Source organism: Paenibacillus sp. BR2-3 (genome assembly GCF_046529485.1).
In the GTDB taxonomy this organism is placed as follows: Bacteria; Bacillota; Bacilli; order Paenibacillales; family Paenibacillaceae; genus Paenibacillus_AQ.
The window spans coordinates 1,601,777-1,624,548 of record NZ_CP126311.1 but is presented as its reverse complement, the minus strand read 5'-3'; the positions used below and the strand labels follow the sequence as shown (position 1 = coordinate 1,624,548).

The following is a 22,772-nucleotide window of genomic DNA, read 5'->3' as shown; positions in this document are numbered from 1 at the left end:
CCATCCGGCGTGATTAGAGGGAATTTCTCCCTTTAAATCAGCAAATTTACCCCATCCGCCGTGATTAGAGGGAATTTCTCCCTGTAAATCAGCAAATTTACCCCATCCGCCGTGATTAGAGGGAATTCCTCCCTGTAAATCAGCAAATTCACCCCATCCGGCGTGATTAGAGGGATTTTCTCCTTGTAAATCAGCAAATTTACCCCATCCGGCGTGATTAGAGGGAATTTCTCCCTGTAAATCAGCAAACTGACCTCATCCGGCGTGATTAGAGGGAATTTCTCCCTGTAAATCAGCAAACTGACCCCATCCGGCGTGATTAGAGGGAATTTCTCCCTGTAAATCAGCAAACTGACCCCATCCGGCGTGATTAGAGGGAATTTCTCCCTATAAAAACCTAGCATACACTTGAAGCAGGCTCACCCCGGAAATTAGAGGGACAATTTCCCTCTATCTGTCCAACCTAGCTGGCACCTGTCACTATAGAGGGACAATTTCCCTCTACTTGCCCAAACTAGCTGGCACCTGCCACTATAGAGGGACAATTTCCCTCTACTACGCCTTTAGCTTTGTCCATGTACTCCTCATCAATTCATCCCCAATAGTCTAGCACATTACGCGTCAGCTCATAGCGCACCTTTCGGACACCTTCGCCACGTTTTACAGGATTCAGCCAGCCTTTTTCGCATAGCTTGTGCAGGATATTTCGCACCGTTTTGGGGTCCAGCAGAAAATACTCGGCAATATCCCGTGGACGTACCGATCCGCCCTGACGTACAACGAAACGCATGATTTCTCTCTCGCCGAGCAGCACTTTGCCTGCAGGTACATCTGCGGTCATACATCTGCTGAGCACCATACGCAGCAATGTTATACACAGTTCAGGACGTTGCTCCACATCATCATAGGCAAAAGAAATGACCTGGTAGCCCATTGCGCACAGAAAAGTTTCACGGTTCAGTTCGTTACTGTACTTTTGTCTATCCATATCCTTTACGTGGGCAGCATAGCCTTTTATCTCCAACAGGAGCCTGACCGACCCCGGCATAAACGAAAAGTCTGCAAAATAAGAGCGCCCGCGCCAGTCAAGCACTTCATATTCCGGATGCAAATCGCAAAAATCATCCCGGAGCGGCCACCACACATTGCGCAAAAACAATGCTTCGGCATGCCGATGCCCTCTCTCCAGCCTCCCCCTCCGCTCTCCGGTTCTGCCAGCCAGGTGCAGTCGAATAAATTCCTCATGTGCTTGCTCATAGTTCATACGTTCTCCCCCTCTTCAAATTAAAAAACGCCCCGGCTCACCACCGGATAATCCGGGGCGTACTGGGACGTTCTTCGTCACATGGTTTCTATGCTGTTTGTTTCGTCACATGATTTCAATTATGATTGCACGGAACTTTCGTTTCCGGAAACACCCACTTGCACCGGTGGTGCAAGATTAGCATGGCTTCGGCCCGGAATTTCACCGGTGGCTTCATAAGCGACGACAATGGCGTCAATTTCTTTCTTCAGCTCGTCGACCAGGTCAGCTTCCGGAACCTTGCGAATCATTTGGCCGTAACGGAACAGCAGTCCTTCGCCCCGCGCACCCGCGATACCGATATCGGCCTCACGCGCTTCCCCAGGTCCGTTAACTGCACAGCCCAAGACAGATACCTTGATCGGCACCTTCAGCTTTGAAATGTACTCTTCTACTTCATTAGCGATGGAGAACAGGTCAATATCCAGCCTTCCGCAGGTCGGACAGGATATAAGTGTGGCAGCATTAGAGATCAGGCCAAAGGTTTTCAGCAGCTCACGCGCCACTTTAACCTCTTCGACAGGATCGGCACTAAGAGAAATTCGCACAGTGTTCCCAATCCCCATAGACAACAGGGCTCCGATCCCCGCCGAGCTCTTCACCGTACCGGCGAACAGGGTGCCAGATTCGGTGATGCCGAGATGAAGCGGATAAGGAATGACTTCCGCCGCTTGACGGTAGGCCTCGATAGCCATCGGCACATCCGATGCCTTCAAGGAGACGATAATATCGTGGAAATCCAATTCTTCCAGGATGCCAATATGGAAAAGCGCGCTTTCCACCATCGCTTCCGGCGTTGGATAACCGTATTTCTCCAGCAAATGATTCTCCAGTGATCCGGCATTGACACCGATCCGGATCGGTATCCCTTTGTCCTTACAGGCTTTTACTACCGCTTCAACCTTCTCCCGGCGACCGATGTTTCCGGGATTGATACGTACTTTATCAATACCGTTCTCGATAGCCAGCAGGGCCAGTTTGTAGTTGAAATGAATATCTGCTACGAGTGGAATATGAATCCGCTTTTTAATTTCCTTAATGGCAGCTGCCGCTTCCTCATTATTAACAGTCACACGCACCAGCTGACAGCCCGCTTCTTCCAGCCGCAGTATTTCAGCTACTGTTGCTTCTACATCTGCGGTTTTGGTCGTACACATGCTTTGAATAGCAACCTCGTTGTTTCCCCCAATAATGAGCCCGCCAACGTTGACGGGACGTGTCTGGTGTCTCAAGAACATGGTTTTCTCCCCCATAACGCCAAAGCTCCACCCCTTCGCCCCCGCTGGTTAAGACGGGATAAGCGGAAGAAAGGTGGAGACTGTGACCTGTATTGTTAAGGACCGCCGGCTTACGCGCTTTCCTCTTGTTTCTTGTCTTTCTTAAGGTTCAGCTCAGGCAAAGCCTTCTCCTGAACAACCTTCTCCGTGATGACACAATCCTTGATATCTTCGCGTGAGGGAACCTCATACATGACATCAAGCATAATGCTCTCGATAATCGCGCGCAATCCACGGGCTCCGGTATTGCGTTTGATCGCTTCCTTCGCGATCGCTTCAAGTGCCAGTGGCTCGAATTTCAGCGCCACATTGTCCATCTCCAGAAGCTTGATATACTGTTTTGTGAGCGCGTTCTTCGGTTCGGAGAGAATGCGCACCAGTGTTTTCTCATCAAGCGGCTCCAAGGTGGAGATGATCGGCAGACGGCCGACAAACTCAGGAATAAGTCCGAATTTGAGCAAATCTTCCGGCAATACCATAGACAGATATTCGCCGACTTTCAAATCCTTTTGACCTTCTACAGCGGAGTTAAAGCCGATGACCTTTTTGCCGATACGGCGTTTGATCATTTGCTCCAGTCCATCAAATGCTCCACCTACGATGAACAGGATGTTCGTAGTATCGATCTGGATGAATTCCTGATGAGGATGCTTGCGTCCGCCTTGCGGTGGTACGGAAGCAACCGTTCCTTCCAGAATCTTCAGCAATGCCTGCTGCACGCCTTCACCCGATACGTCACGGGTAATGGACGGATTTTCCGATTTGCGTGCTACTTTATCAATCTCATCAATATAGATAATACCTCGCTCGGCTTTCTCTACATCGTAATCCGCAGCCTGGATCAGCTTCAGCAGAATATTCTCAACATCCTCGCCCACATAGCCGGCTTCCGTCAGGGAAGTAGCGTCTGCAATGGCAAAAGGAACGTTGATGATCTTAGCCATGGTCTGCGCCAAGAGAGTCTTACCGGAACCGGTTGGACCGAGCAGAAGAATATTGCTCTTTGTCAGCTCAACGTCTTCGATTTTGCTCTGGCTATTCACCCGCTTGTAGTGATTGTATACCGCTACGGACAGCGATTTCTTAGCCTGCTCCTGGCCAATTACATATTGGTCCAAAATATCACGGATTTCCTTGGGTTTCGGAATATCCTTCAGATCGAGCTCTTCTTCATGACCGAGCTCCTCCTCTACAATTTCCGTGCACAGCTCGATGCATTCGTCGCATATATAAACGCCGGGTCCCGCTACAAGCTTGCGAACCTGCTCCTGTGATTTCCCGCAAAAGGAGCATTTCAGTTGCCCTTTTTCATCATTAAATTTAAACATGTAACCACCCCTTAAGATTTGATCGGTGAAGAGAGAACCTGGTCAATAAGGCCGTAAGCCTTCGCTTCTTCCGCGCTCATGAAGTTATCACGGTCTGTATCCCGTTCGATTTTATCAAGGGGCTGACCTGTGCGTTCCACATAAATCTGATTCAGCTTCTCTTTCGTCTTGAGGATCCAGTCGGTATGAATCCAGATATCGGACGCCTGACCTTGTACGCCACCGAGCGGCTGATGAATCATTACTTCGCTGTTCGTAAGCGCGAATCTTTTGCCCGGAGCCCCGGCCGTCAACAGGAGAGAGCCCATACTCGCTGCCATACCCACGCAAATCGTGGAAACATCCGGTTTAATGTATTGCATCGTATCATATATACCCATGCCGGCTGTGACAGAACCACCGGGTGAGTTGATATACAAGTGAATGTCCTTTTCGGGATCATCGGCTGCCAGAAACAACAATTGGGCTATGACCAGATTGGCGACATCATCGTCAATCGCACTGCTCAGGAAGATGATACGATCCTTCAACAATCTGGAATAGATATCATATGAGCGTTCTCCCCGACTTGTGGATTCCACAACCATTGGTACCAGACTCATGCCACCAACCTCTTTTCCATATATAAGTTAGTCTTTCCGTTTCAAAAATATTTTAACACGTTCAAAGCGCGATGTCATTTTTTCACTTTACAGCTTGATTATATCCCGAAAACAAACCATTCATAACTGTAAACTATGTAATTCCCTAAATTTAACTCCGGTTAAAAACGTCTCTCCCTATAAAAAATAAGGCACGTACAAAAATACGTGCCTTATCGACTGTATATGGAGACCTGACTGGTCACTCTAGTTACTACAGGGTGTAAAATTACTCCGCACTAACTTCTTCAGTGCTTTCAGCCGCGGCTTCTTCCACTGCTTCAACTTCCTTGCTGTTCTCTACAAGGAAATCAATAGTCTTGCGAAGGGAAATTTCTTCATTCAGGCTGTTCAGGGAACCGTTAGCTGCCAAAATGCTGCGGATTTCATCAGGAGTGCGTTTGTAGGCTTCAGCCATAGTAGCGAGTTCCTGTGTAATCTCTTCATCGGAAACTTCGATGTTCTCTTGTTTCGCGATAACTTCAAGAACCAGGTTGTTGCGAACGCGTTTCTCGGCATCGCCCTTCATTTGGTTCTGCAGATCTTCACGGGTTTGGCCCGAGAAGCTAAGGAACATATCCATGTTCATGCCCTGCTGACGCAGACGGCTGTCGAAATCGCGAACCATGTTTTGCACTTCGCTGTCGATCATAGCTTCAGGAATTTCAACTTCTGCGTTTGCAGCCGCTTTATCAACAACAGCATTCTCACGAACGCCTTTCAGCTCATCCTGTTTACGGGATTCCAATTGTTGCTTAAGGTCTGCTTTGTACTCGTCCAAAGTGTCAAATTCGCTTACATCTTTAGCAAATTCATCATCAAGAGCCGGAAGCTGTTTGCGTTTGATTTCATGCAATTTCACTTTGAATACCGCTGCTTTACCTGCAAGGTTCTCCGCATGGTAAGTTTCAGGGAAGGTTACTTCAACATCTTTAAGATCTCCGGTGCCCATGCCTACAACCTGCTCCTCAAAGCCAGGGATGAAGGAGTTGCTGCCCAGCTCCAGCGAATGACGCTCAGCTTGTCCGCCTTCGAACTGCTCACCGTCAACCGATCCGTCAAAGTCGATCACTGCGATATCACCGTTAGCCGCTACTTCGTCTTCAATAACAACGAGTTCAGCATGACGCTCTTGCAAACGGGTAAGCTCTGCAGTCAATTCTTCTTCGGTAACTTCAGCTTTTTGTACAGGAACTTCTAGGCCCTTGTACTCGCCCAATGTTACTTCAGGCTTTACAGTGATCTTTGCCTTGAAAATAAAAGGCTGGCCTTTAGCGAATTGTTCAACATCAACTTCAGGACGGTCTACAGGGAAGATATCTGTTTCTTCAACAGCTTTCCCGTAAGCTTCCGGAAGCAGGATGTCGATTGCATCTTGATACAGGCTTTCCACGCCAAAACGGGATTCAAAAATCGCCCGCGGCACTTTGCCTTTACGGAATCCAGGTACGTTTGCTTTCTTAACCACTTTATTAAAAGCTTTGTCGAGTGCTGCAGTTACACGTTCAACTTCGACTTCGACTTCAAGAACGCCAAGGTTCTTCTCTATTTTCTCCCAAGTTGCTTTCATAATTTACTTTCCCCTCCAAGATAGGTTAACATGTTTCTTTCAAAATCCACGCACAGAATAACCATTATATTATATACAACAGAACTTTTTTTTTCAAGTAGCGATACTAGCATGATCAAGCCGACAACTTTGGCGCTACAGCTCCGTCTTTACGAATCCCTTAAGGGAACGGTACGCCTGCTCAAATTGGAAGCGCATGGTTCCCGTAATTCCATACATCGTCCGGGTCTCTTCCTCATTCCGGGAGCCGTTCAGACTTTCCGAAATGATCTGGTGGAGCGCCCCTGCCCATATATCAAGCAGCACATCTTCTCCGGATAATAAAGCGCGGTAATCGGCAGTGCCGTAAATAGACATAATGAACTGGCCCCAAAGCTCCTGTGCAAAATAATACAGCGTCGGCTCATGCACCTCAGCCTGCTGGGCTACTCTCTCGAGAACCAGACTCACCTGGGGCGGAAAATCCTCGATGATCAGCGGTACATCTTCAATCTCGAAAAGAGCGGTTTCGAGTCCGCGCGTCAGCTCAATGACTCCCTCAACTCCACGGCGGCGAAGGGTCTGCAGCGTCCGGAATTGCAGCAGCGGATGGACCTCGCCTGTCTGCAGCCAAGCGATAAGCGCTTCATCTATACCTTCACCGTTAACATAAGTTAGCTGTTCAACAGCCAGAACAGTGCCTTCCGAGAGCGGCTCATTCATGATCTTCAGCAACAGCTTGTTGGGATAGTCCGGATCTTCCTCATGCTTCGACTGGGCCAAAATCCGGGCCATATCCTCTTCGCCTAGGTCTTGTTCATGACCGGAGTCTGTTCCTTCCCCGTCCCCGTTGCGGGCGGCATAAGGAAAAGCCGTTTCCAGCCATTCCAGCAGCGACTGCCATTCCTCATAGCACCGCTCTTCCTGTCCTTGACATTGCAGTAAAAACCGCAGGAGCTCCATCGCTTCCCCGTAACGTTCACTTTCCAGCATCACCGTCAATTGGATCTGATAATAGTCCAACGTTTTCGGAAACAGCACGATATTATCTTTGGCGGGGGAATTCGAATCCTTAATGAGGGCACCTCCTTGAAAAATAATCCGGTTCTTTTTGCAGATCCATTGTAGAGTATAGCATACCCTTGAACCGGATTGAAAAAAACAGGTTGTAAAAGCTCTCCATGTATGATAACATAATTTTTGCTTGCTTTTCAGTCTTTATCCTATGTCCCGGTAGCTCAGCCGGATAGAGCATGCGCCTTCTAAGCGCACGGTCGGGGGTTCGAATCCCTTCCGGGACGTCACAGTAAATCCTTCCTTTGGAAGTAAATCCTTCCTTTGGAAGTAAATCCTTCCTTCGGGAAGGATTTTTTTTATTTATTATCTACATTTACCCACTAAGGAACATCTTACCCGGCATTCAGTATTTACCCAAACTATGCACCACAGTAAGACATTTTGCTTTAAAGGAAGACTTACATAGATGCTCTGTATGGACGCTCCACGAACGAAACGTTGCTTAAGTAGCTTGTGCTCTCCAGATTTATTGAATTACCTAGAGTGGAGTAAATGCGGAGGGAGGCGACCGCTGCCGTTGCCGCTTTTGGCAATCGTTCCGCCCTTCCTGCTAGGTTCAGCGTAATCCTCCAGGTCCATCTCGAGCTTTGTTCTTTGGTTTATGGCCTTGGCTTGGCGTATGAGCATTAGCAGGGGAAATTCCCTTTAACTCATAACGTGGGGGTGTTGCGTCTCCATTAAGAGGAGAAATTCCCCTTAATTCCTGTCTTGGGGGTGTTACGTCTCCATTAAGCGGAGAAATTCCCCTTAATTCCTAGCGTGGGGGTGTTACGTCTCCATTAAGCGGAGAAATTCCCCTTAATTCACATCGTGGGGGTGTTACGTCTCCATTAAGCGGAGAAATTCCCCTTAATTCCTCTCGTGAGGGTGTTACGGCTCCATTAAGCGGAGAAATTCCCCTTAATTCACATCGTGAGAGTGTTACGGCTCCATTAAGGGGAGGAAATTCCCGTTAATTCCTAGCGTGGGGGTGCTACGTTAATTCATTACGCGCCAACACAGCGGAGGGCCCTACGGGATTCTGGAGAAACGATAGTTTTCGCCTTTAACAGCGATCGGAAGATCCCTCCGAACCCGGAGTGGCTTGATTCAACGATCGGTCAACCGCTGTTTTCGGTTTTGAGCCGGTATTCTTTAGCTTATATAAGAACAAAAAGAAACCTCTCTTTGGAAAATGGATGTACCACATAACCATTCCAAGTAGAGAGGTTTATTTGTATTCAGCTGTTCATCGAATCATCCGAACCGTTTCGCTGTTGAACACCATGTTCTCCACGGGCTCTGTAATGTCAGCCGTATAGCGGTCAATGGTAACCTTGCCTAAATACATTTTGCGGACAGTGACGCTTCTCTTCGCCTTGAGGAAGGACTGCGCGCCGCTCTCGCCGCCTACAAGATAGGCTGAAATCATTCCCCCTGCCTCCAGTTTGGAGCCCCGGCACACAGAAGTCGATTTGAGAAAAGAAATATTACCCGAAGAGAACAGGTCACTCTGCACAATTCCGTCTCTATGAATGATAATATCGCCGTTGGATTTAATTATAGTGTTCTGGCATTGGCCCATATTAACCTCAACCTTGGTCTCCTGCATCCGCGCCACCCCTGTATGCAGCTGCACCAGCGAATTCAGAAAACCGCCAAGAGAGGCCTCATTCATGAAATCTACAAGCTGTGGCGGGTTCAAAAACACATTTAAAAAGTGCATGACCTGCTCCAGATCATGGTGATATGTAGACTTTACATGGGTGAGAACGGTTAAAAGCTCCCGGATAACCTGCGGGATTTTCTTAAACTTGCTCTCCAGCAGAAGCAGAATGGCCTGACCGTATTTAACCGACTGCTTGCGGCTCTCCACGGCTTGCGTCAGTATTTTGATGGCCTTTTGCAGGCCCTTTACCTCTTCAAGAAGGAGTTGGGAGGCATTATAGATTCGGTTGTACATTACGCCGAAATAACCGGAGTAGAGCTTGCTGTTGGCTACGTTCCCTTTGACAAGGATACTGCCTGTAGCCGTAATGGTGGAGTTGTATACGCTGCCGGCTACATATACATTGCCGAGGGATTCTATGATCATGTTATCCTCCACATCACCCTGGACAATGATATCTCCGGAAAACAAAATGTTTCCGGTCTTAATATTAACGTTCCCTGGAACAATATATGAAGTGCAAATGTCAAAATATTTGATCTTATCGCCCGTCATACGCGGTCTGCCTTCACGGAGGGCGCGAATCTCGTTGTTGACGAGCAGCACCGTATGATCTTTGGCAATGACGATAATATCACTGGGCTGCTGGGGATACAGAATCTCTCCGTGAACATCGTACCCGGGCATCCCTTCAACCAGAGGGATCTTGCGGGCAATGACTTCTCCCCTCAGTACAGACGGGATTCGAAGATGACTGCGATAATCGACCTGACCCCCCACTTCACTGAATTCACCATCCGTTATTTTTTCTGAAAAGAACAGTTCCAGTCGAGCGTTCTCACCCGGCACCGCAGCCCTTCCGTTCGCCACGGGAATCGGCTGATAGCTGGGATTCTGCAGCTCGGCATGAATTCCGGATATATTAAGGTTCTGTGTAATGGACTTATTCTCAAAGTCAGAAATCACATGGTTCAGGCTGAGCTGTCCGACAATTACTTCCGTGTTGATGGTAGCATCAATTTCCAGGTAGGACGCCGAAGTATGGTCGTTCAGATTCCAGGCATATTGCTTGGTGGAATATAAAGTAAAGAATGCCCACAGCTTGTCCTCCGACACCGTTATACTGTACAACGGAGGCTCTGAAATTTCCCACTCAATGATATCCTCGGAGGTAACCGCGGTCGGAATGGATATTTTCTCACCATTTACATGAATCTCTACCGGAAGAACCGCTGAAATAACGGCTGGTGAACCCCCGGGAAGAGGGTCTTGTACAAATATTTTATCGGCACGGACAAGCAAACGTCCTTTATCATCATCCGCAGGTTGTTCATCTGTCAAAAAAACGTCGGATAGCTGCATATCATTATTGGAAGGTTCCCATTCCAGCATGTTAATAAGCTGGTTTAACTCTTTTTCCGACATTCGTTCGGGCATAGCTTCGTACCTCCAGTAAGTCATCTTAGACATTTTGTTCGAAAATCGTCACATTTTAAATTTCGAACACTAAAATTATACCAAATGAACGTTTAAAGGCCAACCCGCAAACGCCGGTTGACCTGATAATATACAAAGGATTTTGTTTCAATGAATTAACTCCTTCTTATTTACCTTATGGCCTGAAAGGGAACGGTCAAACATATCAAGAATGAACAGAAATCGTTCCGCTTCGCGAAAAACATGATCAGCCAATAACGGATGTATAATACTTTTAATTCGGCAGTCGTTGATTAAATCGCTTGCAGTCTTCTTGAAGTCACGGAGAGCTTTTACGGACACAAGGTTCTCATCGACAAATTGGCTTAATAAAGGAACGGTATGGGACTGAGGGCTCATGGAGCTCAAATCGACCGCCTGAAACATTAATTGTTCAAAATCATGGTTAAATTCCCGTGCTTGTTCTACTAATTTCTGTTCTGAGGGATCCAGCAGATGACCGATAAATTTCGCATGGTCGGCCATGATTTTTAAGAAAAAGACATTTTCATCTATGATTGCATCCGGTAATGGCTCAAGCCTCCCGCAGTTAAGCTCCTCCAACCGGTTTCTGAAATAATTGGCTTCCCGGCTCACATGGTCTACCAGTAACGGGAAATTCGTCTGTCCCGGCAATTTACATTGCAAGATGAGGCCAAGTATCTTTCGTTTAAATACCCAAATGTGAGATGTCGCCGTATGAACCTCGGAATTAAACTCCTTAATCGTATGGGGATCTGCATTCATATCAAAAGAATAAGACCTTCTTTCAATATCTTCAAAAACGGCATGAAAATGATTAGCCTCCTGGATCAATTGGGTGTCCTCGCATCTAAATCCCAGCCGAAGGAAAAAGGAATGTTCCTTCATAATACGGGACCAGAAACGAATCTCGTCTAACGAACGGGCGACAAAAGCATCCGACAATGATATCCCTCCAATTCAATTTGTGATCAACCGAATTATGGCTCCATAACTCTGTACAATAGTATATGGGGGCCGCTTGTTCCATTATGTCGAATTTGCTTTCTTAGTTTTAGGGTTGACAAGATTTGAAAGAGCCTATATGATGCATATTAATAAGTTATTGAGAATAATAATCATTATCTACGAGGAGTGTTGAAATGAATTATCGTACATTATTTGCCCCGTTGCTTACTACCGTATTAACAGCAGGATTATTGGCTGGTTGTGGAACAGACAAAGGAAATGAGACCAGCAGCACGAATGCCGCCAAAGTAGAAACGAAAGAAGAACAGGTTGTCAATGTTTATTCCGCCAGAAGCTATGATGTGGACAAAGTCCTCTACGAACAGTTCACGAAAGAAACCGGTATTAAAGTAAACACTGTAGACGGTAAAGCGGAGGAATTGATCGAGCGCCTCAAGCGTGAAGGGGAAAGCACGCAGGCGGATCTTTTCATGACCGTGGACGGCGGCGTACTGAATAATGCCAAGCAAGCGGGGATTTTGCAGCCCGTATCCTCTGATACGATAGAACAAAATGTGCCCAAGCAGCTTCGGGATTCGGAAAACCAGTGGATCGGACTCTCCACCCGGGCCCGTGTGATCGTATATTCCAAAGACCGGGTAAAACCTGAACAGCTGTCTACATATGAAGATTTGACAAGCGCAGCATGGAAAGGGAAAGTACTTGTTCGCCCTTCCTCCAGTTTGTATAACCAGTCCCTCCTCTCTTCGTTCATTGAACTGAATGGTCAGCAGAAAGCTGAGGAATGGTCGAAAGGATTGGTTGCCAATCTGGCTCGGACACCGGAAGGCAATGACCGCGATCAAGCGAAGGCTATTGTTGCAGGCGTAGGAGATGTGGCGTTGATGAACACTTACTATGTGGGATTGCTGATAAATTCCACAGATCCGGAAGAGGTAAAAGTAGGACAGAGTATAGGCGTCTTTTTCCCGAACCAGGAAACTACAGGCACTCATATTAATGTCAGCGGCGCCGGTGTAACGAAGTATAGTAAAAATAAAGAGAATGCCGTCAAGTTGCTTGAGTTCCTGACTGGTGTGGAAGCCCAGAACATGGTTTCCAAGGAAAACTTCGAGTTCCCGGTAAATAAAGATGCCGAAATTCCGGAGCTGCTGAAGTCGTGGGGCGAATTCAAGACACAGCAAATCGATCTCGGGAAACTGGGAGTGAATAATGCAGCGGCACTGGAAATCATGAATAAGACGGGCTGGAAATAATCCATGCATTTGAAAAACGCGAGGGTTCAAATCAAGAGAACATTTAACGGCTGGCGAATCGTCAGCCTCCTGGGGGCAGCAGCTATTTTGCTGCCTATTTTGCTAGTATTCCTCTCGATCTTCGACATTCCAAACGACAACTGGCTGCAAATCAAACGCTATCTGGTGAAAGATTATATGGTTCAGACGGTGTGGCTGACGGTCTTAACGGGAGTGCTTACGGCCCTGCTGGGCGTTACACTGGCTTGGCTGGTGGCGGTGTTCGATTTTCCGGGGAAGCGATTTTTCAGGTGGGCGCTCGTTCTGCCTCTTGCGATTCCTCCGTACATTGCCGCTTATACGTACAGTACGATGTTCAGCTATACGGGAATCGTTCAGAAGACGCTGCGGAACCAGTGGGGAATACTCCCCAACCAGGACTGGATTACCCTCTCGTCGATGCGCGGCGCGGTGATGATTTTTACACTATTTCTATTTCCTTATGTTTATCTGATCACAAGAGCTTATCTGGAGAATCAAAGCGCTTCTTATATTGAAAATGCACGGCTGCTCGGGAGGAATCCTCTATCCATTTTTCTCCGGGTCGCACTGCCCCTGTCCCGCCCTGCAATCGCCGGGGGTGTAAGCCTTGTTATGTTTGAAGTGCTGAGCGACTATGGCGTGACCAGTTATTTCGGACTGCATACCATCTCGACCGCCATTTTTCAAACCTGGTTCGGGATGTACGATGTAGAGTCCGCGATGCGCCTGGCCGCTTGGCTGATGATTATCGTTATGGGCCTGTTTCTGCTAGAGAGACTTTTGCGCAGCCACAGGGCTTACAGCTCAACTACCAGCAAATCGAGGCCGCTTGTGCCAAGACGCCTTTCAGGGCCTGGGGGATGGTTGGTATCAGCCGTTTGTTTTATCGTCTGGAGTATCTCTTTTGCCATTCCGCTCCTGCAGTTGATAGTATGGGCTTCATGGACCTATGAAAGTGTCTGGAAAGATGATTTTATCTCCTTTTTTTATCGGACCGTATATGTGGCTGCAATTGCAACAAGTATTATTATGATCTTTTCCCTTATTGTCGGAGCCGTCAACCGGTCGCGTTCCCTGTTTGCTTTTCTACTATCCAAAGGGGTAACTGCCGGATATTCGATGCCGGGGGCGATTATTGCCATTGGCGTGTTGTCCGTGTTTATTCAATTCGATCGTGAATGGGCTGCTATATACCATGGATTCGGATTCGGCGGTACGCCTGTAGTTCTCAGTCTAACGTTGGTTATGCTCATATCCGGCTATGTTGTCCGGTTTATGGCCACAGGGTATAATGCGGTTGACATCGGCTTTGAAAAAACAGGACGGAAATATACGGAGGCCTCCCGGGTGCTCGGGATGGGCATGACAAGGACCTTTTTCAGGATCGACTTTCCTTTAATAAAAGGAGCGGTCATCAGCGGCTTCATTCTAACTTTTGTGGAAATATGCAAGGAGCTTCCGCTTGCTTTGCTGCTTAGGCCTTTCAATTTCGAAACGCTTGCGACCAAAACGTATCAATATGCCAACAATGAACAAATTTATGAGGCATCGATTCCGTCGCTTCTGATTATTGGCATCAGCTTTATCTCGGTCTATGTACTTCAATATTTGGACAGGAAGTGAATAAAGATGAGTATAGTTGAAATTCGCAATCTTACATTCTCTTATGGACGGCGGCAGGCTCCTGTAATCGACCGGTTTTCTTTTAGTATGAAAAAAGGTGAGATAATCGGTGTTCTCGGGGCCAGCGGAAACGGGAAAAGTACGCTGCTTCGCCTGATTGCGGGCTTGGAGGCTCCCTCGGAGGGGGAGATCCGCATTAAAGGGGCCACGGTTGTTGACCCTAAAACATTCATCCAACCCGAACGGCGCGGCGTCGGCATGGTATTTCAGGATTACGCCTTGTTTCCCCATATGAATGTCCGAAAAAATATTGAATTCGCATTGCACCGCATGCCTGGAAAAGAACGGGGCAAGCGGCTGAAGGAGATGCTTGAGCTTGTTCAGCTCAGCGAATTTCAGGAGCGCTATCCCCACGAGCTGAGCGGAGGACAGCAGCAGCGGGTTGCGCTGGCCCGGGCGCTGGCGCCGAAGCCGGACGTTCTGTTGATGGATGAGCCCTTCAGCAACCTGGATGCGGATCTGAGAGGTGCCATCCGGGCTGAATTGTGCCGAATATTGAAGAAGGAAAAGATGAGTTGTATGTTTGTCACGCATGATCAGCAGGATGTGGATGCGATTAGTGACCGTTCTATTCGATTGGAGCCAGAGGAGAAATTACAGGTCATGGCTAGTGCGGGGAGTTTTGTATAAGAGGTGTCCTGTTAGCCATGTAAATGGCTGGGGCGCCCTTTCGTTTTATTAGGTCAACCAGAAATTACTGGTTGGCCTTTTTTGATGATCGTTTCTGGATTGGATTTCTTTGCAGCAAGCTTTCTATCCGGTCCCGCTCGAGCAGGGTCAATACGCTGCCATCGAAGTCGATCCATCCATGGTCACGGAGATAAGCGAGTTCCCTGGAAAGCGAGGGACGCGTGGTATTGAGGAGCTCGGCCCAGACTTTTCGGCTAAAAGGAAGTTTGATAATACCTGTATCCTGCTTTTCGGACTGCTTCAGCAAATAAAATACAATCCGGTTGCGCAACGTTCCGGCTGATAGAATCTCGATTTTCTGGTTCACCATTACAAGACGCTCGGACAGATTCTCCATATAACGGGACAGCATGTCGATATCGGCGGCGAACAGGCGCAGTAGCTCCTGCTTGCTGATGAACATAACGTAACAGGTATCGGGAGCAACAACGGTAGCCGGGAAAATATTCTCTTTACGGAACAAAACCGCTTCTCCAAAGGTTTGGCCTTGTTCCAGCCGGGCTATCGTTACGCTATTGCCGTTAGGGTGGATTTTCTGAACCTCTACCCGGCCGGAGAGGACAATCCCGATCCGGTCGGCGGTCTCGCCTTCGTTAACAATAAGCTCTTTCTTATGGAAGAGGTTGACCGAATAGATCATGGTTTGAAGTAAAGCCGTTATATCTTCGGCGCTCTTGCCACGAAAAAACAGACAGGACTGCAGCACGACGGGATTCGCTTTCATCAAATATCCTCCAAATTCATACTATTTGGTAACATTGGTTACCGATTGTTAGAAGATAGTCTACTACAATCAATTTAAACTGTAAAGGAAGCGGAAGCTTCACTAAAACCTTAAAGGGGCGAGATTATATGAGCAGCATGTTTTGTTTTCAATGTCAGGAAGCAGCTAAAGGAACGGGCTGTACGATTCAGGGAGTCTGCGGCAAGACAAGCGATGTAGCCAATCTTCAGGATCTTCTGCTGTTCACACTGAAGGGCATCTCCATCTTTGCCGTAAAGGGGCGGGAGCTGGGACTCACAGATGCAGCCTCGGAGAAGTTCATTGTAGAGAGTATGTTCGCTACTATAACTAACGCCAACTTTGACCGTGACGGTTTCCTTGCAAGAGTAAGAGAAGGAATTGTGCTGCGGAATCAATGGAACGCCAGATTAAACGCTTCGGGAGCGGTGGTACCCTTCGCTAACCACGATGCAGCATTGTGGGTACCCGGAACCGATGAAGAAATGGATGAGAAGGCTGCTACTGTCGGCGTTCTTTCCACAGCCAATGAAGATATCCGTTCCCTGCGCGAACTGCTGACTTACGGCCTGAAAGGGATGGCGGCTTATATGGAGCATGCCTCCGTTCTCGGCTACCGCGAGGATACTGTACATGCCTTTATGGAGAAAGGACTGGTAGCCACTCTGAGCGATGATCTGGGTGCGGATGAACTGGTTGCTCTTGTCATGGAATGCGGTAAATACGGAGTAGATGTGATGGCGCTGCTGGACCGGGCAAATACTTCCACTTACGGCAATCCGGAGATTACAAAAGTGAATATCGGTGTTGGCAGCCGTCCTGGCATTCTGATCAGCGGACACGATCTGAAGGATATGGAAGAACTGCTCAAGCAAACGGAAGGAACAGGCGTTGATGTGTACACCCATAGCGAAATGCTGCCGGCGCATTACTATCCGGCCTTCAAGAAATACAGCCATTTTGTAGGCAATTACGGCAACGCGTGGTGGAAGCAGACAGAGGAATTCGCCAGCTTCAACGGCCCTATTCTGATGACTACGAACTGCATTGTGCCTCCGAAAGACAGCTATAAAGACCGACTGTACACCACCGGCAATACCGGCTTCCCCGGTGTGAAACATATTCCGGCCGGAACGGACGGCAAAGTGAAGGATTTCTCCGCGATTATTGAGCAGGCCAAGTCATGCGCTGCCCCTGAAGAGATTGAAACCGGCGAGATTATCGGCGGGTTCGCCCATGCTGCCGTTATGGGAGTAGCGGATCAAGTGGTGGAAGCCGTTCAGACGGGAGCTATCAAACGATTCTTCGTAATGGCAGGCTGTGACGGAAGGATGAAGAGCCGGGATTATTATACCGATTTCGCCTCTGCGCTGCCGAATGATGCGGTTATCCTAACAGCAGGCTGTGCGAAATACAAATACAATAAGCTGGATCTGGGAGCCATCGGCGGCATTCCCCGCGTGCTCGACGCAGGCCAATGCAACGACTCCTACTCTCTCGTTGTAATCGCAATGAAGCTGAAGGAAGTATTCGGGCTAGAGGATATCAACGAGCTGCCGATTTCCTACAATATTGCCTGGTACGAGCAAAAAGCGGTCATCGTTCTGCTGGCGCTCCTGTATCTCGGCGTGAAAAATATTCATCTCGGCCCGACGCTTCCGGCCTTCCTGTCCCCTAACGTAGCCAAGGTGCTGGTTGATAATTTCGGCATCGGCGGCATTACTACAGTGGATGCGGATATGGAACAGTTTATGGCTGTGGTATAAAGAATGTAAATCTATAGTTGTACCGATTATAAAAACGAGGCTGTCCCACAAGGTTTAGGATTGCATCTGAAATTGTAACGGAATTCACTTGTTCGACTGAATGGCCTTCAATTTTGGATACAATTTTCTTGAAAGTAGATATATTTACGAATGAGACAGGATCTCGCACTTAAAGCTGTAAAAAGGTAAAAACTAGCCAGTCTCCGGGTTATTGGAGACTGGCTAGTTTTTGTTTTCGATTTGTAGCGGCCTGCTTCAGCAGGTTATGGGCAAGGGAAAGCCACCCGACTTCGAGCGTCACTTTGTCCATGCCTCGAAGCAGAAATCGTCGGAATCCCCGGTTATTCTTTAGTTGCCCGAACACACTCTCCGGTTCTGTCATTCTTCGAACCGCTAGGGCATATCCATTTTCGCTCCGCAATAATTCCCTTGCCTGTTTTCTAAACCGCAGGGCTTCCGGGGGTGATAGCTGTCACGGCCGCCACCGGGATAGGCTACGGCAAAGATAGAATCGTCCAGCCGATTCACGGCCGTATTAACGACACGAACGAGGTGATTTGACGGAATATCTTTTTCTAAATCCATTGGCAGGTAAAAGTGGTCCATGGTATATTGGATGTACAAAGAAATCGCTCCTTTTAAAATGGTGGCTTCGACACTTCCATTTTAAAAGGAGCGCGATTTCTTTTTGTGATTTTAAAGAAGATTTGGGAGGAAGGGTTTCCGCTAAAAGCAGCGGAGAGGACGGAACGATTGCGGAAAAGCGGCAGCGGTCGCCCAAAAGCTTTCCGAAGGAAAGCTCTCTTCGAAAGCATATGCTGTCTCCGGATTTTTACCGTTAAGAAAAATAAATAAAATCTGGAGAGCACAGCGATTGGAGCAACGGTCCGTTCGCGGAGCGTCCATCTAAACACTTACTTAAGTTTTACTCAAAAGAGAGGGGTGTCCCAAAAGCCATACAAATGGTTGCTGGGACACCCCCGTTTGGCGTTTCTGTTACATTAGCGTCCCTGACTCCGTTTTCCCCACCACAAAGGCAAACGGAAGACCATATTAATGAGTAAAACAACAATGACGAGCACGGCTGCCGACTTATCGGCGATCTGCCGCGCATCTTCAACGATTGCTTCCGATTGCACGTACCACAAATGCACAGCGAGTGTCTCTCCAGGCGAGAAGAGATTGAAGTCCCACATTTCCCCGGAGGTACTGAGACCGGCCGTCAAAATAATAACCGCCGATTCCCCGAACGCACGTCCGGCTACTAGACATACCCCTGTAATAATTGCGGGCAGCGCCACCGGCAGCACAACCTTGCTGATGACATAAAATTGGGTCGTACCGAGTGCGTATCCGGCCTCCCGCAGTTCACCCGGAACTGCACGCACCGCTTCCTCCGTCACCCGGGCCAACATCGGCAAATTAAGCAGCGCCAGGCTGACTCCACCGCCGAGAATAGTCAGTCCTACCTGGAAATACTCGGCAAAAATCGCCAAGCCGAGCATCCCGAACACAATAGAAGGCACCGATGACAAAGCCTCCACAGTCATCCGGAGAGCGCTGGTAAAACCATTGTCAGGCGCATATTCCGCCATATAAATTCCCGCTCCGACTCCAAGAGGTACAGAGATGATGAGCGAAATGAACAGAATATAAAAGGAGTTGAACAGTACAGGGCCAATACCCCCGCCTGCATCAATCTCTTCCGGCTGCTTAATCAGGAAATCAGGTCTGAGTCCTGGCAGGCCTTTGCCCAGGATGGTAAAAAGCAGCCATAAAATAAGCAGCATCACCAAAGCCCCGAGACAATAGAATCCGATAGTCGCGATCTTATCGCGCCTTTGCGCACGCGCGGTATGACGGGTACGTGTAAAGCTGCTCATATGCTGTCCCTCCTCTTTCTGCCTAATATCCGAATGATCAATATGAGTACAAACGAGATCATAAGCAGCAGGAAAGCCATCATGTGCAGCGCATAGTTCCAGGTGGAATCAAACTCCACATTGGAGATTTGCATCACGATGTTACTGGTCAATACGGAAGCAGGTGTAAACAGCGTCTTCGCCAGCTGCGGCGTATTCCCAATAACCATTACAACAGCCATCGTCTCGCCTACCGCCCGTGTCATGCCCAGAATGACTGCTGAAATAACTCCCCGGCTTGCCGCAGGCAGCACTACACGCATAATCACCTGCAGCCTGGTAGAGCCAAGTGCATAGGCTGCATCGCGGTATTTGCGCGGAACGGCAACAATTGCATCATCACTGATCCGGGTTATGGTTGGGAGCACCATTAAGGCCAGCACAAGGGCAGCCGCCAGCAGACCATCACCCAGACTTTCTCCGCTGACTCTGCGCAGAAAGGGCAGAAGTACAGTCAAGCCCAAGTAGCCATATACTATAGAAGGAATGCCTACGAGCAGATCCAATACCGGGCGAATAAAGGTTTTCATCCACTGGGGAGCAATTTCGGCGCAGAGCACCGCCATGCCCACGGATACCGGAACCGCTATCAGCAATGTAAGCGCGGTTAACGACAATGTATTTACAATAAAGGCAGCGGCTCCAAAGGCTTCTTCTTCCGGTGTCCAATTGAAGGAGAGGAAAAAATCCGCCGGAGAGACCGGACCGAACAGAAGCAGCGCCGTTTTTCCGATAAATATAGTAACCAGTCCAAGAACAAAGCAAAGCGCCAAAATGCTGAATAAAAAATAATACCGGAAAAACACGTTGCTTATCATATGCCTGCTGTGACGTTTGCGGGCTGAGCGATCTTCTTTTAATGAGCCGTTTATCTTGGTTGCCAGGTTGTGTACTGGTGACCCCATACTTTCCCTCCTGTAAGCGGCCACTCCCAATGTTGTCCGGGACTGGCCGCTGTTACCGTTCAATATAGTCTTTTAGGATGTACTATTATTACTTCATGGCCGAAATCGGAATGAATTTAAGCTTTTTCAGTGAGCCTTGTTGGAACTTCTTGCTTTGAATATAAGCAATGAATTCTTTGGTTGCACCGGTAGGCTGGCCTTTCGTCATAAAGTAACCGTAAGCCCAAATCTTGTAAGAACCGTTGATTACATTGTCCGTAGTAGCTGCTACGCCGTTATATTTCACAGCTTTAACATCGCCGCTTACATAGACAAGATCGATATACCCGATGGAGTTGGGAGTTGTTCCTACAGCGGTCTTCATATCGCCGCTGGAGCCTGTTTCTTTATAGTTTTTTGCTTTCTTGACGATGTCGCCGCCGGCAAGAGCCTTCATTTGATAGTTAACACGTGTTCCGGAGCCAAAGGCGCGGGTAATGACTACGATATCCGCATCCGATCCGCCGACTTCCTTCCAGTTCGTGATTTTGCCGGAATAAATGCCTTTAAGCTGTTCTGTTGTAAGGTTGTCCACACCCACATTTTTGTTAACAATCGTAGCAAAAGGAATGACGGCCACCTTGTTCGCTACCTGTCCGTCGAAGGCTTTAAAGCCCGGTACGTCGATGCTCGCGTCCCAATCGCAGGCGCCGATATCGGCGATGCCTTTTTTCACGGCTTGCGGCCCGGTCACCGAACCTTTACCGGAAGCGGCAATTCTCACCTTTGGATGGAGCTTTTGAAATTCCTTCGCTGCCTGAAGCGTCAACGGCAATAACGCCGTGGAGCCGTTCACTGTGATTTTACCCTTCAAAGAATCTGCCGCTGCCGCTATTCCTGCAAAAGATGCTGATACTGCGATCACGGCTGTAAGCGCCGTTACTGTAATTTTGTTGAAAACCTTCATGTGTTGTTTCTCCTCCCGGCTCTGCGCCGTTAATTTATTATTTCGTCAGTTGCAAGGCTTTGCCATTCTGAATAACCAGGATTTTGCCATCAATGATGATAGCGAGCTTGCTTCCGTCATCCGATACGGCGATTTCCGCTACGTCTTTGGTTGTGCGGTACAGCTCCGTTTTGGATCCTGCCGGGGTTGTGGAATAGATGCGTGTGCTTCCGTCTGTGGCTGTACCTGCCACAATCAATCCGCTGCTCACCTTCGCCGACCAGGTAACCTCGATATCAAGCGTGAGGTCGGAGACCGCCGCATCAGCCTTTATCGTTTTGATTGTATTGATTGTGTTGCCATCCGGATCTGCACTCAGGTAGGTGATGCTTCCGTCAGCCAGAATTTCCGGGTAGAGCTTGTTATCCGGCGTAGTTGTTAAAGCTACCGGCTTCGCATCCTTGGTTCCAAGCGCCAGCTTGTACAGCTGCTCTCCTGCTTTGCTGAAATCGACGGTAAGGGAATCCTCGGTGCTGTCGGCATCATTTTTGGCTACACCCGTTAAGTTAACGATGTATACAGCCGTCTTCTCGTCTGCGGAAATGCGCAGCTCGGATTTGTTCTCCACTTTATCCGCCAGTACTTCCGTAACGACACCGGTCTCTACCGAGATTTGCGAGATCTTCTCTTGCTTGTCTCCCTGGATGAAGTAAATCTTCTTGCCGTCTTGAGACCAGGTAAGATCCGTCTTCACGGAAGTGTCCGTACCCAGTGTCTTGACCACACCATTTAACAGATTGATCAGGTTCATCTGGCCTTTATCATCCGTAAAAGCACCCCATGTCTGGTCCGGGGAAACGGAGAAATCCGTTGCTCTTTCGTCGGAAGAGAAAGTTTCATAATTTCCTTGAACCGTGCTGAACTTGAAAATTTGAGTAAATTCAGCATCACCCTGATTGGCTATAATTCTTCCGTCCGCGGTCCAATGCATGGTTTCAAATTCGCCTGCCGGGCGTGCTGGGCTCAGAATAATGTTGGGGTTAGTCTGCAATTCTCCGCCAAGTCCAAGCACAAACTTCGTAAGCTGCACATAAATTTTACCTTTATAAGCCACAGGTGCCACGGTAAAGGTTTGCTGGGACCCATCAACCTGATAGCTTTTGGAGCCTGCTTTTAGTTGAATCGTATGTAATCCTTGGCTGTCGTTCAGTTCAATACCGTTTGCTCCCCATGTTAATGCGGCGCCCATTTCCCCCGCCACCTGGCTTAGCGAATACAGCTTATAACCGTTGCTGTCAATGGTCTTGAAAGCAACCGGCGTACCATTTACTGTCCATGTAGCCGTACCTTCTTTTACTTTGACAGTTGCTTGAATAGCAGTTTTTTTGTTAGTTGAAGTTTTCCCACTGCTGTTCACACTTGCTGCCGAAACGCTGCCCACTCCTGCTGTGATAAGAAGTGCAGAGGCTAAAGCTGCGCTTACCCATTTACTGTTTTTCAAATCGATTCACCCTTTTCCTCTAGGTAACTGCTAATGTTATTGTCGCCTCCAATTGTAAATGGCGTTGCAGAGGAATGTTATGGAAATATTAATTTACAACGGGTAAAGTTT

At 48.2% G+C, this 22,772-nt stretch carries 20 protein-coding genes and 1 tRNA gene; 5 read left to right on the top strand and 16 right to left on the bottom strand.

Annotated elements, in window-relative coordinates; all coding sequences use genetic code 11:
* Nucleotides 1–32: 32 nt before the first annotated feature.
* The 7 genes from PaeBR_RS07695 to PaeBR_RS07665 form a co-directional block, all read right to left on the bottom strand.
* Complete coding sequence (locus PaeBR_RS07695) at nucleotides 33–404, bottom strand: hypothetical protein (RefSeq protein WP_410514262.1); 372 nt, start codon at nucleotides 402–404, stop codon at nucleotides 33–35.
* A 188-nt stretch (nucleotides 405–592) separates the two neighbouring features.
* Nucleotides 593–1,264, bottom strand: a complete 672-nt coding sequence (locus PaeBR_RS07690; protein WP_410514261.1) for a BlaI/MecI/CopY family transcriptional regulator — start codon at nucleotides 1,262–1,264, stop codon at nucleotides 593–595.
* A gap of 119 nt (nucleotides 1,265–1,383) precedes the next feature.
* Nucleotides 1,384–2,541 (bottom strand): flavodoxin-dependent (E)-4-hydroxy-3-methylbut-2-enyl-diphosphate synthase, encoded by a 1,158-nt coding sequence (gene ispG, locus PaeBR_RS07685; protein WP_410514260.1) that lies wholly within the window; start codon nucleotides 2,539–2,541, stop codon nucleotides 1,384–1,386.
* Nucleotides 2,542–2,651: 110 nt separating this feature from the next.
* Complete coding sequence (gene clpX, locus PaeBR_RS07680; RefSeq protein WP_410514259.1) at nucleotides 2,652–3,908, bottom strand: ATP-dependent Clp protease ATP-binding subunit ClpX; 1,257 nt, start codon at nucleotides 3,906–3,908, stop codon at nucleotides 2,652–2,654.
* A gap of 11 nt (nucleotides 3,909–3,919) precedes the next feature.
* Nucleotides 3,920–4,510: an ATP-dependent Clp endopeptidase proteolytic subunit ClpP gene (gene clpP, locus PaeBR_RS07675; protein ID WP_410514258.1), complete on the bottom strand. Its 591-nt coding sequence runs from the start codon at nucleotides 4,508–4,510 to the stop codon at nucleotides 3,920–3,922.
* 268 nt (nucleotides 4,511–4,778) lie between these two features.
* Nucleotides 4,779–6,119, bottom strand: a complete 1,341-nt coding sequence (gene tig, locus PaeBR_RS07670; protein WP_410514257.1) for a trigger factor — start codon at nucleotides 6,117–6,119, stop codon at nucleotides 4,779–4,781.
* A gap of 135 nt (nucleotides 6,120–6,254) precedes the next feature.
* Nucleotides 6,255–7,139, bottom strand: a complete 885-nt coding sequence (locus PaeBR_RS07665; protein WP_410514256.1) for a hypothetical protein — start codon at nucleotides 7,137–7,139, stop codon at nucleotides 6,255–6,257.
* A gap of 186 nt (nucleotides 7,140–7,325) precedes the next feature.
* Here PaeBR_RS07665 and PaeBR_RS07660 point away from each other — a divergent pair.
* Nucleotides 7,326–7,399: transfer RNA gene (locus PaeBR_RS07660), tRNA-Arg, on the top strand.
* 1,004 nt (nucleotides 7,400–8,403) lie between these two features.
* Here the strand turns inward: PaeBR_RS07660 and PaeBR_RS07655 are convergent.
* Both PaeBR_RS07655 and PaeBR_RS07650 read right to left on the bottom strand, forming a co-directional pair.
* Nucleotides 8,404–10,260, bottom strand: coding sequence for a flagellar assembly protein A (locus PaeBR_RS07655; protein WP_410514255.1), 1,857 nt, complete (start codon nucleotides 10,258–10,260; stop codon nucleotides 8,404–8,406).
* A 147-nt stretch (nucleotides 10,261–10,407) separates the two neighbouring features.
* On the bottom strand, nucleotides 10,408–11,226 hold the full coding sequence (locus tag PaeBR_RS07650; RefSeq protein WP_410514254.1) for a DUF2935 domain-containing protein: 819 nt from the start codon (nucleotides 11,224–11,226) through the stop codon (nucleotides 10,408–10,410).
* Between the two features lie 197 nt (nucleotides 11,227–11,423).
* On the opposite strand from PaeBR_RS07650, the gene PaeBR_RS07645 reads away from it, so the two are divergent.
* The 3 genes from PaeBR_RS07645 to PaeBR_RS07635 are packed head-to-tail and all read left to right on the top strand — an operon-like array spanning nucleotide 11,424 to nucleotide 14,840.
* Nucleotides 11,424–12,506, top strand: a complete 1,083-nt coding sequence (locus PaeBR_RS07645) for a Fe(3+) ABC transporter substrate-binding protein (protein WP_410514253.1) — start codon at nucleotides 11,424–11,426, stop codon at nucleotides 12,504–12,506.
* Nucleotides 12,507–12,515: 9 nt separating this feature from the next.
* Entirely contained in the window at nucleotides 12,516–14,150 is a 1,635-nt protein-coding gene (locus PaeBR_RS07640) for an ABC transporter permease (protein ID WP_410514252.1), read from the top strand.
* Nucleotides 14,151–14,156: 6 nt separating this feature from the next.
* Nucleotides 14,157–14,840: an ABC transporter ATP-binding protein gene (locus PaeBR_RS07635; RefSeq protein WP_410514251.1), complete on the top strand. Its 684-nt coding sequence runs from the start codon at nucleotides 14,157–14,159 to the stop codon at nucleotides 14,838–14,840.
* A 64-nt stretch (nucleotides 14,841–14,904) separates the two neighbouring features.
* Here PaeBR_RS07635 and PaeBR_RS07630 read toward each other — a convergent pair whose 3' ends face one another.
* Entirely contained in the window at nucleotides 14,905–15,624 is a 720-nt protein-coding gene (locus PaeBR_RS07630; protein WP_410514250.1) for a Crp/Fnr family transcriptional regulator, read from the bottom strand.
* A 128-nt stretch (nucleotides 15,625–15,752) separates the two neighbouring features.
* Between PaeBR_RS07630 and hcp the strand changes: the two genes are divergently transcribed.
* Nucleotides 15,753–17,408, top strand: a complete 1,656-nt coding sequence (gene hcp, locus PaeBR_RS07625; RefSeq protein WP_410514249.1) for a hydroxylamine reductase — start codon at nucleotides 15,753–15,755, stop codon at nucleotides 17,406–17,408.
* A gap of 208 nt (nucleotides 17,409–17,616) precedes the next feature.
* Here hcp and PaeBR_RS07620 read toward each other — a convergent pair whose 3' ends face one another.
* From PaeBR_RS07620 to PaeBR_RS07595, 6 genes are all read right to left on the bottom strand, one after another.
* On the bottom strand, nucleotides 17,617–17,829 hold the full coding sequence (locus tag PaeBR_RS07620; RefSeq protein ID WP_410514248.1) for a transposase: 213 nt from the start codon (nucleotides 17,827–17,829) through the stop codon (nucleotides 17,617–17,619).
* The gene (locus PaeBR_RS07615) at nucleotides 17,802–18,032 is read right to left on the bottom strand and encodes a hypothetical protein (RefSeq protein ID WP_410515306.1); all 231 of its coding nucleotides are present in this window, start codon (nucleotides 18,030–18,032) and stop codon (nucleotides 17,802–17,804) included. The genes PaeBR_RS07620 and PaeBR_RS07615 overlap by 28 nt, the downstream gene beginning before the upstream one ends.
* Nucleotides 18,033–18,409: 377 nt before the next feature.
* Nucleotides 18,410–19,291 (bottom strand): phosphate ABC transporter permease PstA, encoded by an 882-nt coding sequence (pstA, locus tag PaeBR_RS07610; protein ID WP_410514247.1) that lies wholly within the window; start codon nucleotides 19,289–19,291, stop codon nucleotides 18,410–18,412.
* Nucleotides 19,288–20,235, bottom strand: a complete 948-nt coding sequence (gene pstC, locus PaeBR_RS07605) for a phosphate ABC transporter permease subunit PstC (protein ID WP_410514246.1) — start codon at nucleotides 20,233–20,235, stop codon at nucleotides 19,288–19,290. Before pstC ends, pstA begins: the two co-directional genes overlap by 4 nt.
* A gap of 88 nt (nucleotides 20,236–20,323) precedes the next feature.
* On the bottom strand, nucleotides 20,324–21,181 hold the full coding sequence (locus PaeBR_RS07600; protein WP_410514245.1) for a phosphate ABC transporter substrate-binding protein: 858 nt from the start codon (nucleotides 21,179–21,181) through the stop codon (nucleotides 20,324–20,326).
* Nucleotides 21,182–21,218: 37 nt separating this feature from the next.
* Nucleotides 21,219–22,661 carry a stalk domain-containing protein gene (locus PaeBR_RS07595; protein ID WP_410514244.1) on the bottom strand — a complete coding sequence of 481 codons (1,443 nt, stop codon included), beginning with the start codon at nucleotides 22,659–22,661 and terminating at the stop codon, nucleotides 21,219–21,221.
* Between the last annotated feature and the right edge of the window lie 111 nt (nucleotides 22,662–22,772).

Coding starts and splice junctions, on each gene's coding strand:
- PaeBR_RS07645 (WP_410514253.1), top strand. CDS start 11,424: ATGAATTATCGTACATTATTTGCCCCGTTGCTTACTACCGTATTAACA.
- pstC (WP_410514246.1), bottom strand. CDS start 20,235: ATGGGGTCACCAGTACACAACCTGGCAACCAAGATAAACGGCTCATTA.
- PaeBR_RS07655 (WP_410514255.1), bottom strand. CDS start 10,260: ATGCCCGAACGAATGTCGGAAAAAGAGTTAAACCAGCTTATTAACATG.
- pstA (WP_410514247.1), bottom strand. CDS start 19,291: ATGAGCAGCTTTACACGTACCCGTCATACCGCGCGTGCGCAAAGGCGC.
- PaeBR_RS07635 (WP_410514251.1), top strand. CDS start 14,157: ATGAGTATAGTTGAAATTCGCAATCTTACATTCTCTTATGGACGGCGG.
- tig (WP_410514257.1), bottom strand. CDS start 6,119: ATGAAAGCAACTTGGGAGAAAATAGAGAAGAACCTTGGCGTTCTTGAA.
- PaeBR_RS07690 (WP_410514261.1), bottom strand. CDS start 1,264: ATGAACTATGAGCAAGCACATGAGGAATTTATTCGACTGCACCTGGCT.
- hcp (WP_410514249.1), top strand. CDS start 15,753: ATGAGCAGCATGTTTTGTTTTCAATGTCAGGAAGCAGCTAAAGGAACG.
- PaeBR_RS07600 (WP_410514245.1), bottom strand. CDS start 21,181: ATGAAGGTTTTCAACAAAATTACAGTAACGGCGCTTACAGCCGTGATC.
- clpP (WP_410514258.1), bottom strand. CDS start 4,510: ATGAGTCTGGTACCAATGGTTGTGGAATCCACAAGTCGGGGAGAACGC.
- ispG (WP_410514260.1), bottom strand. CDS start 2,541: ATGTTCTTGAGACACCAGACACGTCCCGTCAACGTTGGCGGGCTCATT.
- PaeBR_RS07630 (WP_410514250.1), bottom strand. CDS start 15,624: ATGAAAGCGAATCCCGTCGTGCTGCAGTCCTGTCTGTTTTTTCGTGGC.
- clpX (WP_410514259.1), bottom strand. CDS start 3,908: ATGTTTAAATTTAATGATGAAAAAGGGCAACTGAAATGCTCCTTTTGC.
- PaeBR_RS07695 (WP_410514262.1), bottom strand. CDS start 404: ATGCTAGGTTTTTATAGGGAGAAATTCCCTCTAATCACGCCGGATGGG.